Source organism: Alkalihalophilus pseudofirmus OF4 (genome assembly GCF_000005825.2).
Lineage (GTDB): Bacteria > Bacillota > Bacilli > Bacillales > Bacillaceae_D > Alkalihalophilus > Alkalihalophilus pseudofirmus.
The window spans coordinates 2,381,453-2,397,528 of record NC_013791.2; the positions used below are offsets into that span (position 1 = coordinate 2,381,453).

General features: G+C 41.5%; 16 protein-coding genes. 2 read left to right on the top strand and 14 right to left on the bottom strand.

Annotation, left to right across the window (positions count from 1 at the left end; all coding sequences use genetic code 11):
* The first annotated feature begins 67 nt into the window (after window positions 1-67).
* Window positions 68-433, top strand: a complete 366-nt coding sequence (locus BPOF4_RS12020) for a Na-translocating system protein MpsC family protein (protein ID WP_012959451.1) — start codon at window positions 68-70, stop codon at window positions 431-433.
* Between the two features lie 133 nt (window positions 434-566).
* A complete protein-coding gene (locus BPOF4_RS12025; RefSeq protein ID WP_012959452.1) occupies window positions 567-905 on the top strand; it encodes a hypothetical protein in 339 nt (112 codons plus the stop codon).
* A gap of 188 nt (window positions 906-1,093) precedes the next feature.
* Here the strand turns inward: BPOF4_RS12025 and BPOF4_RS12030 are convergent, their stop codons facing one another.
* The 14 genes from BPOF4_RS12030 to BPOF4_RS12095 all read right to left on the bottom strand — a co-directional run bounded on the left by BPOF4_RS12030 (window position 1,094) and on the right by BPOF4_RS12095 (window position 15,963).
* Window positions 1,094-1,750 carry a class I SAM-dependent methyltransferase gene (locus tag BPOF4_RS12030; protein WP_012959454.1) on the bottom strand — a complete coding sequence of 219 codons (657 nt, stop codon included), beginning with the start codon at window positions 1,748-1,750 and terminating at the stop codon, window positions 1,094-1,096.
* 19 nt (window positions 1,751-1,769) lie between these two features.
* On the bottom strand, window positions 1,770-2,396 hold the full coding sequence (gene pyrE, locus BPOF4_RS12035; RefSeq protein ID WP_012959455.1) for an orotate phosphoribosyltransferase: 627 nt from the start codon (window positions 2,394-2,396) through the stop codon (window positions 1,770-1,772).
* Window positions 2,393-3,106: an orotidine-5'-phosphate decarboxylase gene (pyrF, locus tag BPOF4_RS12040; RefSeq protein WP_012959456.1), complete on the bottom strand. Its 714-nt coding sequence runs from the start codon at window positions 3,104-3,106 to the stop codon at window positions 2,393-2,395. Before pyrF ends, pyrE begins: the two co-directional genes overlap by 4 nt.
* A complete protein-coding gene (locus tag BPOF4_RS12045; protein ID WP_012959457.1) occupies window positions 3,091-4,035 on the bottom strand; it encodes a dihydroorotate dehydrogenase in 945 nt (314 codons plus the stop codon). Before BPOF4_RS12045 ends, pyrF begins: the two co-directional genes overlap by 16 nt.
* Window positions 4,032-4,811, bottom strand: coding sequence for a dihydroorotate dehydrogenase electron transfer subunit (locus BPOF4_RS12050; RefSeq protein WP_012959458.1), 780 nt, complete (start codon window positions 4,809-4,811; stop codon window positions 4,032-4,034). Before BPOF4_RS12050 ends, BPOF4_RS12045 begins: the two co-directional genes overlap by 4 nt.
* Window positions 4,750-8,019, bottom strand: a complete 3,270-nt coding sequence (gene carB, locus BPOF4_RS12055) for a carbamoyl-phosphate synthase large subunit (protein ID WP_012959459.1) — start codon at window positions 8,017-8,019, stop codon at window positions 4,750-4,752. Before carB ends, BPOF4_RS12050 begins: the two co-directional genes overlap by 62 nt.
* A gap of 66 nt (window positions 8,020-8,085) precedes the next feature.
* Window positions 8,086-9,180, bottom strand: coding sequence for a carbamoyl phosphate synthase small subunit (locus tag BPOF4_RS12060; RefSeq protein ID WP_012959460.1), 1,095 nt, complete (start codon window positions 9,178-9,180; stop codon window positions 8,086-8,088).
* A complete protein-coding gene (locus tag BPOF4_RS12065) occupies window positions 9,180-10,457 on the bottom strand; it encodes a dihydroorotase (RefSeq protein WP_012959461.1) in 1,278 nt (425 codons plus the stop codon). Before BPOF4_RS12065 ends, BPOF4_RS12060 begins: the two co-directional genes overlap by 1 nt.
* A gap of 29 nt (window positions 10,458-10,486) precedes the next feature.
* Window positions 10,487-11,374, bottom strand: a complete 888-nt coding sequence (locus BPOF4_RS12070; protein ID WP_139314700.1) for an aspartate carbamoyltransferase catalytic subunit — start codon at window positions 11,372-11,374, stop codon at window positions 10,487-10,489.
* 218 nt (window positions 11,375-11,592) lie between these two features.
* Window positions 11,593-12,906: a solute carrier family 23 protein gene (locus tag BPOF4_RS12075; protein WP_012959463.1), complete on the bottom strand. Its 1,314-nt coding sequence runs from the start codon at window positions 12,904-12,906 to the stop codon at window positions 11,593-11,595.
* 193 nt (window positions 12,907-13,099) lie between these two features.
* On the bottom strand, window positions 13,100-13,666 hold the full coding sequence (gene pyrR, locus BPOF4_RS12080) for a bifunctional pyr operon transcriptional regulator/uracil phosphoribosyltransferase PyrR (RefSeq protein WP_022628233.1): 567 nt from the start codon (window positions 13,664-13,666) through the stop codon (window positions 13,100-13,102).
* 191 nt (window positions 13,667-13,857) lie between these two features.
* Entirely contained in the window at window positions 13,858-14,772 is a 915-nt protein-coding gene (locus BPOF4_RS12085) for an RluA family pseudouridine synthase (protein WP_012959465.1), read from the bottom strand.
* Window positions 14,773-15,237, bottom strand: coding sequence for a signal peptidase II (gene lspA / locus BPOF4_RS12090; RefSeq protein ID WP_031311540.1), 465 nt, complete (start codon window positions 15,235-15,237; stop codon window positions 14,773-14,775).
* A gap of 75 nt (window positions 15,238-15,312) precedes the next feature.
* Window positions 15,313-15,963 carry a TraR/DksA C4-type zinc finger protein gene (locus BPOF4_RS12095; RefSeq protein ID WP_012959467.1) on the bottom strand — a complete coding sequence of 217 codons (651 nt, stop codon included), beginning with the start codon at window positions 15,961-15,963 and terminating at the stop codon, window positions 15,313-15,315.
* Between the last annotated feature and the right edge of the window lie 113 nt (window positions 15,964-16,076).

A 16,076-nucleotide genomic window follows, 5' to 3' on the forward strand; every position in this document is an offset into this window, starting at 1 on the left:
TATGAGGTCTACGATATTTCATAGATTTATAAAGGAATCTATGATTATATAAAAAGGACTGACACAGATGAATAAATATGAAGCAGAATTTAGCAATGTCGTTCGCTCATTCCGCAAAAAACATATGGGTAAAGGGCCGGGTAAAATCCAAACGACCTTTTGTAAAAATTGGGCTATATGTGAGATGGAAGGAAACCTTTCTCCAATCGAACGATTTATAGCCAGTGCAGACGACGGAAAGCAAATGCTTAGGTCTGCTCGTACCGAAATGGTCAAAGATATGTATCGTAAAAATCACCCAATTGAAATGGAAGAACTGCTTCAGTGTCATTTTATTGACTTGTTTGTTGATATTGATATTGAAAGAGATTTTGGGATGAGTGTATTTGTTTTTGATCAAAACATTGAAGAGAAATTTGGTTCGGATAAGTAATTGAATATCCCCTTTTAACTCACTAACATTGAGGCATGCTGCATAGTTGTTAGTGAGTTTTTATTTTCAAGAATACTAGGCAAGCAGTAAAAGATAAGATATGATGTAGGAAACGTTTTAGGGGGGGTTTTCAATGAATCATAGGATAAAAATCTCCTTTATTATATTTGTGGCATTGATTATGTTTTATCCAAAACAATCTGATCAGCCCTATGCGTATGACCTGCCGGTTAACGGCGCTAGCTTCTATTCGCTTGAGCTTGAACCAGAAACATCCTATAAACAAGAGCACAAAACTGCTTTTACACTAAATCTAAACCAAAGTTTGATTCTCTTTATATTGATTCATCTTACAATACTTCTTTATCACAATCCGGAATGGTATAAAAGAAGATTACAGTTATTTCTAACCATTAGAAAGTACCGGTCAAATGAATTCTTATTCTCTTTTTTTTACTCTAATTATTCATAATTCATATACGTAGAGGGGGAATAACGATGATACTCGTTCGTTTCATTTTGATTGGATTGCTGTCAGTAACAGCTGTAGGTATCTTTATGTTTCAAGGAGTAGAGGCTTTCTATGCCATGCTGGAATTATTCAAAAAAGATTCTTAAATCAAAAAGAGTATGGATTCCCATACTCTTTTTTTATATGTATTATTTTTGGGCCACCGTAATCATCGCAAGACCTCCTACCACAGGTTGATGAGTGACCTTTTTTGCTCCAAGCTTTGTTAATACGCTTGAAAGAGATTGCTCTGAATACCTATGCCGTCTCGTAGATACATTCGACCATTTAACTAAGGTCTCTTTTTCAAACCCTGTCATCTGGTTGCGGTCTGCATAAGATGAGGCTCGCTCAGGATTCATTGTTTCACTCGGATTTAACATCACGATCGTACCAGATTTTTTTGTCACTCGCAGCATTTCTGTAATGCCTTTTTCTGGCTCTGGCAGCAAAAACATCACACACGTGGATAGCGCACAATCAAATGTCTCGTCTTCAAAAGGCAGATGATAGGCATCGCCTACGATGAAATCATTTTTCGTATCTGTATTACTCGTTTGAAATAGCTCCTTTGCAGCTGTGATCATTTCTTCGGATAGATCTACTCCGACTATACGATCAGCCTCATTCAAACCTCTTGTCAACAGACGGCCTGTGCCGCAGCCAACATCTAGGATCTCTTTGGAACGCCATGTTCCGCTCATTTCTTTTAATTGATCATGCACTTTACTCAGCCAATTCGTTCTTGCCATTCCATCAAAAAAAGAAACGAGGGAATCAAACTCTGCACCATCCATTTTTCTCATCCGTCTTCACCCTTTTTTATTAAGTCCACTTAACAGAAGAAGGGTCATTGCTCCAGGCAAGCAGCTTTTTTTCTTCTTCTCCACTAATTGTACCACGGCCTTTGGCAACATCAAGCAGAGTTGAAAAAGTTGTTAAAACAGAGGTTTCTAGGTCCGCCTCTTTAAAGTTCGTCTTCGCATCAGCTAATTCATAAGTAAAGATTGCTGCCACACCTAATACGTTCGCGCCAGCTTCTCTTAGCGCTTCTGCTGCTTTTATAGCACTTCCTCCAGTTGAAATTAAGTCTTCAATAATGACCACTTTCTGGCCAGACGAAAGTTTCCCTTCAATTTGATTTTGTTTTCCATGCCCTTTTGCACTCCCGCGTACATACACCATCGGCAGCTCAAGCAGTTCGCTTACCCATGCCGCATGTGGAATACCAGCAGTAGCCGTTCCAGCAATCACATCTACATCTGGAAACTTTTCTTTGATTAATGTTTCAAATTCACCTGCGATCATGCGACGGACGTTTGGATAAGATAGAGTCATACGGTTATCACAGTAGATCGGCGATTTTATACCTGAGCTCCATGTAAAAGGCTCATTTGGCGAAAGGGTGACCGCTTCAATATCAAGTAAGGATGCTGCAATTTGTTTGTTCATTTTCCTTCCTCCCATTCTTTTTTCATTTCCAAGTAGGTTTGGTATGGGTCAATCGATTCTGTAATGCTTCTTCCTACGACAATCCCCCAGCTCCCAAGCTCTTTTGCTTTCATTGGGGTGACAATTCGTTTTTGATCTCCTTTGGCATCACTAAGTCTGCGTATGCCTGGAGTGACAGTGAGAAAATCTTCTCCGCATACTTCGTGAATAAGCGGGACTTCTAAGGCGGAGCTCACTACGCCGTCTAACCCGCTTTTTTTAGCTAATGCAGCATAAGTTGAAACGACATGTGCGATCTCTTCTTTAATAAGTAGTTCATCTGTCAGCATCTCTTGATCTGTACTTGTTAATTGTGTTACAGCGATCAACTTCGGTCTAGGAGCATTTGCAGGTTTTCCTGCTTCTAAACCTTCAAGAGCTGCTTCCATCATTTTACGACCGCCTGCTGCATGCACATTTATCATGTCTACTTCCAAACTGCTTAATACTTTCATCGCTCGGCCAACAGTATTGGGAATATCATGCAGCTTTAAATCTAAGAAAACATGATGGCCATCTTTTTTTAATTGTTCAATGATTCTAGGACCTTCTTGGTAATAAAGTTCCATACCCACTTTCATATAAATCGAATCATGCTTAAATGTTTCTAAAAGTCTATCTCTAGCCTCTTTTTGATGAACATCTAAAGCTACAATTAGCGGACGCTGCATAATTCCTTCCAACTCCCTCCGATTAAATCGGTTATATGATCTACACCTAATTCATCTAATTTATCCGGTAGTTCTTTAATAATATTTGGGCAGATATAAGGATCTACGAAATTTGCCGTACCAATAGCCACAGCACTTGCCCCTGCCAGCATCATTTCAATAACATCGTCCACCGCCTGGACTCCTCCCATTCCGATAATCGGTATGGAAACAGCCTGGCTTACTTGATGAATCATTCGTATAGCGACCGGCTTAATAGCAGGTCCAGATAGTCCGCCTGCTCCGTTTGCTAATATAGGCTTTCGAGATTTTAAATCAATTCTCATGCCAAGCAACGTATTAATCATCGATAATCCATCAGCTCCTGCCGCTTCTACTGCTTTTGCCATTTCCACAATATCAGATACATTTGGAGAGAGCTTAACGTATACGGGTTTAGTTGAAACTTGTTTGACCGCTGCGGTTAATTCAGCGGCTACTTCTGGGACCGTTCCAAATGCAATTCCGCCTTGTTTTACGTTCGGACAAGAAATATTTAATTCCAGTGCTGCCACAGTTGGACTTTGTGAAAGTTCTCTAGCAACCTCAACATAATCCTCCATTTGTGCTCCTGCCACATTTGCAATGATTGGCACATCGTATTGACTCAGTCTCGGAAGTTCTTTTGTCAGTACACCTTCTAAACCAGGATTTTGAAGCCCGATAGCATTCAGCATTCCTGCTGTCGTTTCAGCTACACGCGGAGTCGGATTTCCAAAGCGAGCTTCAGCAGTCGTTGCTTTAATCATGATCGCCCCTAACAGATCTAAGTTATAAAACTCAGCATATTCAGCCCCAAATCCAAAGCATCCTGAAGCTGGCATTATCGGGTTCTTTAATGAAAGTCCTGGCAATTCGATATTCAAGCGATTTGTATTTAAGCGACTCATATCACAACCTCCCCGACTTTAAATACTGGACCATCCGTACATACTTTGCGGTAGCTTGTGCCTGTAGGATCATCTTCGGTATGACATACACATGCAAAGCAAGCTCCAATGCCGCAGCCCATTCTCTCTTCTAATGACACATATGCTCGTTTACCTTTGTACAAATCACTTAACGCACGAAGCATTGGTGTTGGTCCGCAGCTGTATACGATATCTGATTGGAGTTCCATCTCATCTATTGCATCAGTAACAAATCCGTTCGTCGCATAAGTACCATCCACTGTCGCTATATATGTGTCCCCTAGCTGCTTGAATTCTCCTTCATAAAACACGTCTTTTTTGGATTGGAATCCGAGTACATGAATAACTCGGACCCCGCGACTAATTAATTGCTTTGATAGATAATACAGCGGTGGTACACCTATTCCGCCCCCAACCAGAAGAGCCGTCTCTCCTGGCTGTGCTTCCTCTACCGGAAATCCTGTCCCAAGCGGTCCTAGTAAATCAATCTCATCCCCGCTCTTTTTGTGAGACAGCCTTTCGGTTCCCTTTCCTTCCACTCGATAAATCATTTTAAGAGTTTCTGTGGAGCGGTCAACATCACATATACTTAATGGACGTCTTAACAACAAATCATCAAATGAGCCTGTTTTAAGATGCACAAATTGGCCAGGATTCACCATCTGCTTCACTTGCTCGCCGCTGCATATCAGCTCATAGATACGATCCGCTACTAACCGTTGACTTTCCACTTTCAACATTGCTTGCTTCTGCATGCTTGACTCCCCCTTTTGGTGCTTGCATATGAGGCATGGATTCTGAAGTAAATGTGATAGATTCCAACACACTAAGAAGTGCATCTGCTGTATCAATTGATGTTAAGCAAACGACCCCGTTTTCTACCGCTTCACGGCGGATTCTGAATCCGTCACGTGCTGGCTGTTTACCGCGAGTTAAGGTGTTGATGACAAACTGCGCTTCACCTTGTCTAATCACATCGAGTAAGTGCGGTTTTTCTTCACCGATTTTGTTCACAGTTGTTACAGGGATGCCAAGCTCTTTGATAAATTGAGCAGTACCAGCTGTAGCAAGAATGTTGTAGCCGATCTTATTAAAGCGTTCTACTAAACTAAGCGCTTCTTCTTTGTCTTTATCAGCAATTGTAAACAGTACAGAACCGTGAGTTGGTATTTTCATTCCAGAAGCAATTAACCCTTTGTATAATGCTTTTTCTAAAGTCACATCACGACCCATTACTTCACCAGTCGATTTCATTTCAGGTCCAAGCGTGATATCTACTCGGCGCAGCTTCGCAAATGAGAACACAGGTACTTTGACAGAAACAACAACAGATTCGGGATGATAACCTGTTTGATATCCTAGCTCCGGCAAGGTTTGACCGAGCATCACTTTGGTTGCTAGATTAGCCATCGAAACGCCCGTGATTTTACTTAAAAATGGAACGGTACGACTTGATCTTGGGTTTACTTCTAGTACATACACTTCATCTTGATGCCATACATATTGAATATTTAACAGCCCCACAATGTTTAACCCCCGAGCAATGGCAATCGTACGGTCAATAATTTTCTGTTTAAGGTGATCAGGCACCGTTTGCGGCGGATAGACAGCGATTGAGTCCCCTGAGTGCACCCCTGCACGTTCGATGTGTTCCATCATTCCCGGAATATATACATTCTCTCCATCAGAAATCGCATCTACTTCTAGCTCTTTTCCTGTTAGATAGCGGTCGATTAAGACTGGGTGTTTTGGATTAATTTTCACTGCGTGCGTCATATAGTGCAGCAGTTCTTCTTCTTTATACACAATTTCCATCGCGCGGCCGCCGAGTACATATGATGGTCTGACTAGCACTGGGTAGCCGATATTTGCAGCAATTTTCACTGCTTGTTCAACGGATGTTGCTGTTTTACCTAATGGCTGCGGGATATCTAGCGCCATTAATGTTTGTTCGAATTTATCGCGATCCTCTGCACGGTCCATATCTTCTAGAGATGTTCCAATGATTTTTACTCCGCGCGCAGCTAATTGATCCGCTAGATTAATCGCTGTCTGTCCCCCGAATTGAACAATCACACCTTCTGGCTTTTCATGATTCACTACATGCATTACATCCTCTACCGTCAATGGCTCAAAGTACAGCTTGTCGGATGTACTAAAATCAGTCGATACGGTTTCTGGATTATTATTCATAATGATTGCTTCATACCCTGCTTCTTTAATCGCCCATACCGTATGAACCGTTGCATAATCAAATTCAATCCCTTGACCAATACGGATCGGGCCTGATCCTAATACAAGAATGCTCTTTTTGCTTGTACGAACAGATTCCATTTCCTCTTCATACGTCCCGTAGTAATAAGGGGTGCGAGATTCAAATTCTGCTGAACATGTATCTACCATTTTATATACTGGGGCAATTCCCTCTTCCATCCGAGTTTCATAGACTGCATCCTCTGTGAGATTCCAAAGCTTTGCTACTTGAGAATCACAGAATCCTCGTTCTTTAGCTTCCTTCAACACATCAAGGTCTCCATTGTGCTCACCCAGCTTGTTCTCTAAAGCCACGATTCGATTGAGTTTTTGTAAAAAGAAGCGATCAATATCTGTCAGTTCATGCAGCTCTTCTACTTTAACTTCTCTTCTTAGTAATTCAGTGAGGGCAAAGATTCGTTGATCATCCGGCTTCGTAACTTTCTCTTTTAATTCATTTGTTTCTAAATTTGTTACGTCTGCATCAAACAAATGATCATACCCTGCTTCAAGAGAGCGAACTGCTTTTAATAAAGATTCTTCTAGGTTGCGTCCGATCGCCATAACTTCCCCTGTTGCCTTCATTTGCGTTCCTAACCTACGATTAGCCGCTTCAAATTTATCAAAAGGCCAGCGCGGAATTTTAGATACTACATAATCTAGGGCAGGCTCAAAGCTGGCATACGTTGTTTTTGTAACCGGGTTTTGAATTTCATCAAGTGCATACCCTACAGCAATCTTGGCAGCCATTTTTGCAATCGGATACCCTGTTGCTTTACTTGCAAGTGCAGAAGAACGGCTGACCCTCGGGTTCACTTCGATAATATAGTACTGATCGCTATCTGCATCTAGCGCAAACTGAACGTTGCATCCTCCTTCAATCCCTAATGCACGAATGATTTTTAAAGATGAATTACGGAGCATTTGATAATCACGATCCGTTAGTGTTTGGCTTGGTGCAAATACGATTGAATCTCCTGTATGCACTCCGACTGGATCAAAGTTTTCCATGTTACATACAACGATTGCTTGATCTGATGCATCTCGCATGACTTCATACTCTACTTCTTTAAACCCAGCAATGCTTTTTTCTACTAAACATTGCGTTACAGGGCTGTATTTAAGGCCGCTAGATACGATCTCGATTAATTCCTCATCATTATGAACAATACCGCCGCCTGTTCCACCTAGTGTATATGCAGGACGAACGATGATCGGATAGCCGATTTTCCGGACAAATACTTGCGCTTCTTCAACTGTATGAACAATTTCACTCTCAGGCACTGGTTCATTTAATTCATTCATTAATGCACGAAACTGCTCTCTATCTTCAGCTTGTTTAATTGCTTTTAAATCGGTACCGAGTAATTCAATATTATAGGCATCTAATATTCCTGATTCATCAAGCTCCATTGCCATATTAAGACCAGTTTGTCCCCCTAAAGTGGCTACAATTCCACAAGGACGCTCTTGGCGGATAATTCGGCTGACGAATTCAAGTGTAATCGGCTCAATATACACACGATCAGCCATTGTTGTATCTGTCATGATTGTGGCAGGATTTGAATTGATTAAAATGACTTCATACCCTTCTTCTTTTAACGCTTGGCAAGCTTGAGTTCCTGCATAATCAAATTCCGCTGCTTGACCAATGACAATGGGACCTGACCCTATGACTAAGATTTTTTGAATGTCCGTACGTTTACCCATTATTAAAAAACTCCTCTCGGCATTTCCATTGTATTGTGATGGTCTATCGATGCATTAAATGCTTATTTAGATTGCTTGAATTTCTTTTGATTTTTTCTCTTCCGCTATCATGTGTAAAAATGCATCAAATAGATAACTTGCATCTTCAGGACCTGGCGATGCTTCTGGATGATATTGAACACTAAAAGCTGGATAATCGAGATGCTTCAATCCTTCTACTGTTCCATCATTTACAGCCTCATGTGTCATTTCAAGTCTTGTGTTTACTAGACTCTCTTTATCAACCGTATAGCCATGGTTTTGAGCAGTGATATCGATTTTGCCAGTGGCAATTTCTCTTACTGGGTGGTTAGAGCCACGGTGGCCAAAGCGTAATTTACTTGTCGTCGCACCTGAAGCAAGTGCTAAAAGCTGATGTCCTAGACAAATTCCAAAGATCGGCACCTTCCCTAAAAGTTCTTGAATCATCGTGATTGCTTGAGGTACATCTTCTGGATTACCTGGGCCATTGCTTAGTAAAATCCCATCCGGTCTAAGTCTGAGAATTTCTTCTGCACTCGTGTCATATGGCACAACAACCACATCACAATGTCGCTCGATCAATGACTGTAAAATGCCATGCTTCATACCGAAGTCGACCAACACAATTCGTTCTTCTTTGCCTGGTGCATGGTACGCATCTCTTACAGAAACCGTTTCAACTTGATCGTGCTGCCATCCACTGTTTGAAAGCTCTTGTACGATTTCGTCACGATCTACATCCATTGAACAAATGCGCCCTCTTAAGGTGCCGTGCTCACGAATTAATCGAGTAAGCTTACGTGTGTCGATTCCTTCTAATCCTGGGATTCCTCTTGCCTGAAGAAATGTATGAAGTGATTCTTCATTCTTCCAATGGCTAGGCTCGCGCTCTACTTCTCTTACAATCAAACCATGAATGGCAGGTGTAATTGATTCAAAATCATCACGATTGATTCCATAGTTTCCAATCAGCGGGTAAGTCAATGTAACAATTTGACCGCAGTAAGAAGGGTCAGATAATATTTCCTGATAACCTGTCATTCCTGTATTAAAGACTACTTCTCCTTTTAGTTCCGTATCTGCTCCAAATCCTCTGCCCACAAAATACGTCCCATCCTCTAAAATTAATTGTCTTTTCATTACTTTACACGCTCCTTTTCCCATACAAGTTCACCGCCAACAAAAGTCATCATCGGCCACCCTGTTGTCTTCCAGCCTTTAAAAGGTGTATTTTTACCTTTAGATGCAAAATCATCTGGGTTAATCGTTTCCACCTGCTCTAAGTCAATCACACAAAGGTCTGCCGCAGCACCTTCTTTTAATCCACCCGCATTCAGCTTAAATGTTTTGGCTGGTGCTACTGTCAGCCAATCAATCAGCTGTTTTAATGTAATCACGTTCTTCTTCACTAGATGTGTATTTAGTAAGGTAAATGCAGTTTCAAGACCTACAATGCCAAATGGTGCACGATCGATTCCTTGTGCTTTCTCTTCAGCTGTATGCGGTGCATGATCGGTCGCAATGAAATCGATCGTTCCATCTAGCAGTCCCTCAATTAATGCCTCCTGATCTTCCTTGCTGCGAAGGGGAGGATTCATTTTATAGTTTGCATCCAGCCCGTCAATGTCGTCCTCACATAGGAGCAAGTGGTGCGGTGTTACTTCTGCTGTTACTCGTATACCAGCGCGTTTGGCATCACGTACCACTCGGACTGATTCTTTTGTTGAAATATGACACACATGATAATGAACACCTGCAGCTTCAGCGAGCAGCACGTCTCTTGCAATATGTACGGATTCACATACTGAAGGAATGCCATTCAAGCCATTTTCTTTAGAGAAACGTCCTTCATGTACTGAACCATTTTGAATAAGTGTATTTTCTTCACAGTGAGCAACAATCGCCATATCAAGTGCTGCTGCCTTTCTCATCGCTTCTAGCATCATACTAGCTGACTGAATTCCAACACCATCATCAGTGAATGCAAATGCACCTGACTCTTTTAACTCTTCGAAATTGGTTAATTCACGGCCAAGCAATCGTGTCGTAATCGCTGCATAAGGCAGTACATTTACACTTGCTGTCTCTTTAATGCGATCATTCATCCAGTTAAGTTGTTCCTTTGTGTCAGGTGTAGGTCTTGTATTAGGCATTGCACAAATGGTCGTGAATCCACCTCTTGCTGCCGCTTTAGTTCCCGTCTCGATCGTTTCTTTCTTTTCACCGCCGGGCTCACGGAGGTGTACATGCACATCAACAAATCCTGGAGTGATTAACTTTCCTGCCACATCGATGATCTGTTGCTCTGCATCGTTTGGGATGGTGCTCACTACTTTTCCATTTTCAAAAGAAACATCTGCTCTTACTAATTCACCAGATTCTGATAAGATGAAGCCGTTTTTTAATGTTGTAATCATCATTCATTCCCCCATTTATTGATTTGGTCTTATTGAATTTGTTCTAATGCACGCTTTAGGACTGCCATACGAACATAGACCCCATTTTGCATTTGTTTAAAAATTCTAGACCGTCTTGATTCTACTAACTCACTTGCAATTTCTACCCCTCTATTTACAGGTGCCGGATGCATAATAATGGCATGTTTTTGCATTCTTGCTTCTCTTTCAACTGTTAATCCAAAGCGGCTATGATAAAGCTCATTTGTAAGTGCATTATTTTGTTGATGGCGTTCATTTTGGATTCGAAGCAGCATCATGACATCAGACTTCTCAGCTGCTGTGTCCATTGAAATATAACGATAGTGGCTGCCGAAACCTTCCATCCATTCTTTTGGTCCAGAGATCATCACATTTGCACCTAATCTAGTTAAGATTTCTGCATTAGAACGTGCGACGCGGCTATGCCTGAGATCACCGCAGATTACGACCCTGAGACCTTGAAATGTTCCAAACTCTTGTTTAATCGTAAGAAGGTCCAACAGTGATTGTGTAGGGTGCTGGCCGCAACCATCCCCTGCATTTATGACTGGAATTTCGAGCTTACTTTTGATTTCTTCGTAATACTCATTTTGCGGATGTCTGATGACTAGAGCGTTCGCACCGATTGACTCAAGTGTTTTAGCTGTATCATACAAAGTTTCTCCTTTTTGTACGCTTGATGTTTCTCCGTCAAAAGAGAGAATTTCTAGTCCAAGCTTTCGTTCAGCAACTTCAAAACTCATTTTTGTACGGGTGCTCGGCTCAAAAAATAAGTTGGCAACAAACAGTTGATTTAAAGGTCTCCAGCTCATTCCCTTGGAGAATGCTTCAGCCTCAGCTAAAATCCAGTCAATCTCTTGAAGAGTCAAATCCGTCATTGTATGAAGTCCTCTCACACTTACCTTCTCTAAGCTCATCTGCATCGCTAAATGCCTCCTTATTTACATCCATTTTTATACAAAAAACCCTGAGAGAAGACTCTCAGGGTATAGGGAAGCAGGGAGGTCTGTTGGGACCTCTCCTTCTTGCACTATTCCTTTGAAGTCTCTCTGTACTTCTTTAAAGGTGTAGCAACATATTAAGCAGCTTGTTTTTTTATTAAGCAACTTGTTTTTTAAGCTGCCTGTTTTTCATCTTCAGCAAATGGATCTTTTTTGCTGTAGCTTTCTTCTTTATTCGGAAGCACCAGGTGAAGAAGCATTCCGATAATAGTTGCAAGCGCCATGCCTGCTAATTGAATTTCATCAGTTACTTGAATGAATGCTCCGCCGATTCCAATGACTAGAATCACTGATGAGATAATTAAGTTTCGTTTACTGCCAAGGTTAATATTGTTATCGATTAACATTCTAAGACCTGATGATGCGATCACACCGAACAAGAGGATCGATACACCACCCATAACAGCAGTCGGAATCGTAGAGATAAGTGCTGAAATTTTTCCGATGAAGGCAAACCCGATTGCTAGTGTTGCTGCTCCGCCGATAACAAACACACTAAACACTCTTGTAATCGCTAATACGCCGATGTTTTCACCATACGTCGTATTTGGCGGCCCCCCGATGAAGGAAGCAATCATTGTTGCCACTCCGTCTCCAAGAATGGATCGGTGCAGGCCTGGTTTCTTAATAAAATTCTTGCCAACGACTTTACTTAATACCATTTGATCACCGATATGTTCAGCGATTGTGACAACCGCAATCGGCATCATAATGAAGGCGATCGCCCATGACCACTGCGGTGTGTAGCTCACAAATGGGATCAGCATTTCTGGTGCAGCAATCCAAGCTGCCTCTCTAACGGGAGTAAAATCAACCAACCCTTGAGTATAAGCGAATAAGTACCCGCCGATAATTCCAAACATGATTGGTACAAGACCTAAAAATCCTTTAAAGAACATTGAAACGATAATGGTAATTAACAGTGTTACTAGTGCTGTTGTAAAATGGGTTGTGCTGTAAACTTGTTCATCAAGACCTGGTATATACATCGCCATATCAATTGCGACACCTGCTAACCCTAGACCGATTACGATAATAACAGGACCAACTACAATCGGTGGCAGGAGTTTCATAATCCAGCCTACTCCGCTCGTTTTGATTAATAAAGCAACTGCTCCGTAAACAAGACCTGCTAAGAAACTTCCAAGCATTGCTCCTTCTGGTCCGCCTAGCGATGTGGCAGCAAGGATTGGTGCAATGAAGGCGAAGGATGACCCTAGATACGCTGGCACCTGTCCTTTTGTGATCAGCAAGTAAGCTAAAGTTCCGAGACCGCTTGATAATAAGGCAACGGATGGAGATAAGCCGACTAAAAATGGGACAAGAATGGTTGCTCCAAACATGGCACATAAATGTTGAAGACTTAATACGAACCATTTGTCAAAACGGGGTATGTCTCTAATTCCGATTTCTGTTTGTTGTTTCATGATGATTCCTCCTCGTTTCTCCAAACAAAAAACCTCTTTGCGTATGACAAAGAGGTTTCACCTAACAAAGTTGACTTTAGCCGTCAGACTCCATGTAAGGATTTACCCTCTTGTCAGCCTCGCAGGACTGGGTTAAAGAGGTATACGTATGAGGTTTTTTGCTGTGTACATTTTATTTTTATGTTCGTTTCGTTTATTCTGTTCGTTGTTCGATTGTGACCTCATCCATTGCATCCACTTCACTGAGCTTAGCAACGATTTTTTCACTTTTAGATGTCGGTACATTCTTTCCTACATAATCAGGGCGGATCGGCAGCTCGCGATGGCCCCGGTCAATGAGAACCGCTAGTTGAATCTGCTCCGGCCTGCCTAAATCAATTAATGCATCGAGTGCAGCTCTAACTGTTCTTCCGGTATATAATACATCATCAATTAAGATCACTTTGCGGTTGGTAATATCAATTGGAATGTCCGTTCCCTGCAGGACCGGTTCATCCGTCTCTGACTTGTGCGACAAGTCATCTCTGTAGAGCGTGATATCGACCTCTCCTACTTCTACTTTCACACCTTCAATTTGCTCAATTCGCTCAGCAAGTCTCCTAGCTAAGTAGATCCCGCGTGTTTTTATACCCACTAAGACGCAGCGCTCTACTCCTTTGTTTCGCTCAATAATCTCATGAGCAATTCGTGTAGTTGCTCGCCTTACAGCTTGTTCATCTAAAATCACTCGACTCATTTTTCTCACCTTCTTATGATCCATTAACTACCGTGATGCCGGCATAAAAAAAACCTCCAGCCAAGCAGGCTAGAGGTAAACGTACAGCTTTGTGATGTGTGATAAGCAGATACACTTATCCCCACAATCATTCCGTTTCCTTCCAAGCCTCACGGGACTTTATTAAAGGACTATTTGATTGACTTCATTATCGCAGAATAAAGCGCAAGTGTCAATTACTTCTTTCGTAAATAATGAAGTAAATGTTCCATATCTTCTGGGATAGGGGCAGAAAACTCTAGCTCCTCCCCTGTTCTCGGATGGGTGAAACCTAACGTTGCCGCATGCAGAGCCTGCCCTTCAATCTCGAGCGTTTTCTTTTTCGGACCGTATTTAGGATCTCCAGCTAAAGGATATCCAATGTACTTCATGTGAACACGAATTTGGTGGGTACGTCCTGTTTCTAATTCACACTGTACATACGTAAAGTCTTTAAAACATTCGAGTACAGTAAAGTGAGTCACTGCATCGCGGCTGTTATCTTCTGTTACCGTCATGCTTTGACGATCTTTTTTATCACGACCAATTGGCGCCTCAATCGTTCCATGTTGGTGCGGGATGACCCCATGCACAATCGCTTTGTAATGTCGTTTGGTTGTTTTTGCTTTTAACTGGCTCACTAATGATTCATGTGCATGATCATTTTTTGCTACCATCAGTAATCCTGACGTATCTTTATCAATTCTGTGTACAATTCCCGGCCTAATAACACCGTTGATTCCAGACAAATCTTTACAATGATACAGCAAGGCATTTACCAGTGTACCCGTATAGTGGCCTGGAGCTGGGTGTACTACCATACCGCGCGGTTTATTCACCACAATGACATCTGCATCTTCATACACGACATCTAATGGAATGTCTTCTGCAATAACGTCTAACTCTTCAGGCTCAGGAATAGATAAAGTGACTTGGTCCTCTACTTGCATTTTATAATTAGATTTAGTGGCCTTTCCATTAACTTGGACTTGACCGTCTTTGATCCATTGTTGCACTTGAGATCTTGACCACTCACCATTTTGAGCAGTTAGAAATTTATCAATTCGTTCGTTTTTATTCTCTTCTAAAATTGTCCATTGAATTTCTTCCATTTAAGCTGTCTCCTTCTTCCTTCGCTCATCTTGAAACATTTTAATAAATAGTAGTCCGACTCCTATACAAAGAGCCGCATCTGCTACGTTAAAGATCGCGAAATTATAACCAAAAATAAATGTATCTACAAAGTCAACAACTTCTCCTCGAAAAACGCGGTCAATAAAGTTACCGACAGCCCCGCCTAAAATTAGTGCTAAGGAAGTAGCAAATAAAACATCACCTTTTGCTTCTTTTTCCATGTAATAAATAATTCCAATAATCACGATAGTCGTAATAATATAGAAAAACCACATTTGTCCTTGAAGAATACCAAAGGCAGCCCCTTGATTACGGTGAGATGTTATGTATAACACATTCTCAATCACTAAAATGGATTCACCAATCTCCATTGAGGTGTCAACAATCCATTTTGTTACTTGGTCAATCAAAATCACTATGAGGGCAATGATATAGTACATCAAACTCGTTCCTCCGCTCTTGTTCACTTGTTTCCACACTTATGCATTGTAGCACAAAAAAGGGGGGATGTCCTCCCCCTACAATTCATCCATATAGTGATCATAATGCACGTTGCGCTGGAACTGAACATTCTCATCTCCAGTATACCCTTCTATTCCTGTTGAGAGAAACCCTTCTAGCTCTTCAACATACCCTATTAATTCATCCCCATCATCCATTGAGGCATCTTCATAAATCATCGAATTCTCATTAAAGCGGGCTACTGATTGATATGCATCTTCTGCATCAAACTCTGTTTCTGTATCATCATCGTCATAGTTGTAGCGGCCAAAAGAATCCAGCACCTCTTCTTCAACAGGACGATCATCAGCAATATGCGCTCGTGCCTCTTCAACCGTTGTCGTTGCAGTTGGATTGGCTTCTAACCGCTCAATAGGAATATCTCTCCCTGTACGTGCACACACACCGTACGTCCCGTTCTCAATTTTATCAAGCGCTTGATTGACATCCGCTAGCTCTTTTTCAAGATGCGCATATATCGCTGTATCTTTCTCACGCTCATAAAGATCCGTCGCCGTATCAGCGGGATGATTATCATATTGTGATAATTCACCAGTTGAAGCTGATAATGCATGCTTTGATTCATGATGGTCATCTGAATTAATTCGTGCTTCTAATGACTTTTTCATTTCTTCTAGCTGTCTTTTTTGTTTACTCCAATTCCGCATAAAAATTCTCCCCTTTTGAGCTTTCAGCTTCCAGATAAGCTCTGTTATAGCTTAACCAAACTTAGTGAAAACAACGAAAAGAGAACTCAGCCAATTGATGTAAACAGAAGAAA

Coding starts and splice junctions, on each gene's coding strand:
- BPOF4_RS12020 (WP_012959451.1), top strand. CDS start 68: ATGAATAAATATGAAGCAGAATTTAGCAATGTCGTTCGCTCATTCCGC.
- BPOF4_RS12025 (WP_012959452.1), top strand. CDS start 567: ATGAATCATAGGATAAAAATCTCCTTTATTATATTTGTGGCATTGATT.
- BPOF4_RS12030 (WP_012959454.1), bottom strand. CDS start 1,750: ATGAGAAAAATGGATGGTGCAGAGTTTGATTCCCTCGTTTCTTTTTTT.
- pyrE (WP_012959455.1), bottom strand. CDS start 2,396: ATGAACAAACAAATTGCAGCATCCTTACTTGATATTGAAGCGGTCACC.
- pyrF (WP_012959456.1), bottom strand. CDS start 3,106: ATGCAGCGTCCGCTAATTGTAGCTTTAGATGTTCATCAAAAAGAGGCT.
- BPOF4_RS12045 (WP_012959457.1), bottom strand. CDS start 4,035: ATGAGTCGCTTAAATACAAATCGCTTGAATATCGAATTGCCAGGACTT.
- BPOF4_RS12050 (WP_012959458.1), bottom strand. CDS start 4,811: ATGCAGAAGCAAGCAATGTTGAAAGTGGAAAGTCAACGGTTAGTAGCG.
- carB (WP_012959459.1), bottom strand. CDS start 8,019: ATGGGTAAACGTACGGACATTCAAAAAATCTTAGTCATAGGGTCAGGT.
- BPOF4_RS12060 (WP_012959460.1), bottom strand. CDS start 9,180: ATGAAAAGACAATTAATTTTAGAGGATGGGACGTATTTTGTGGGCAGA.
- BPOF4_RS12065 (WP_012959461.1), bottom strand. CDS start 10,457: ATGATTACAACATTAAAAAACGGCTTCATCTTATCAGAATCTGGTGAA.
- BPOF4_RS12075 (WP_012959463.1), bottom strand. CDS start 12,906: ATGAAACAACAAACAGAAATCGGAATTAGAGACATACCCCGTTTTGAC.
- pyrR (WP_022628233.1), bottom strand. CDS start 13,666: ATGGATCATAAGAAGGTGAGAAAAATGAGTCGAGTGATTTTAGATGAA.
- BPOF4_RS12085 (WP_012959465.1), bottom strand. CDS start 14,772: ATGGAAGAAATTCAATGGACAATTTTAGAAGAGAATAAAAACGAACGA.
- BPOF4_RS12095 (WP_012959467.1), bottom strand. CDS start 15,963: ATGCGGAATTGGAGTAAACAAAAAAGACAGCTAGAAGAAATGAAAAAG.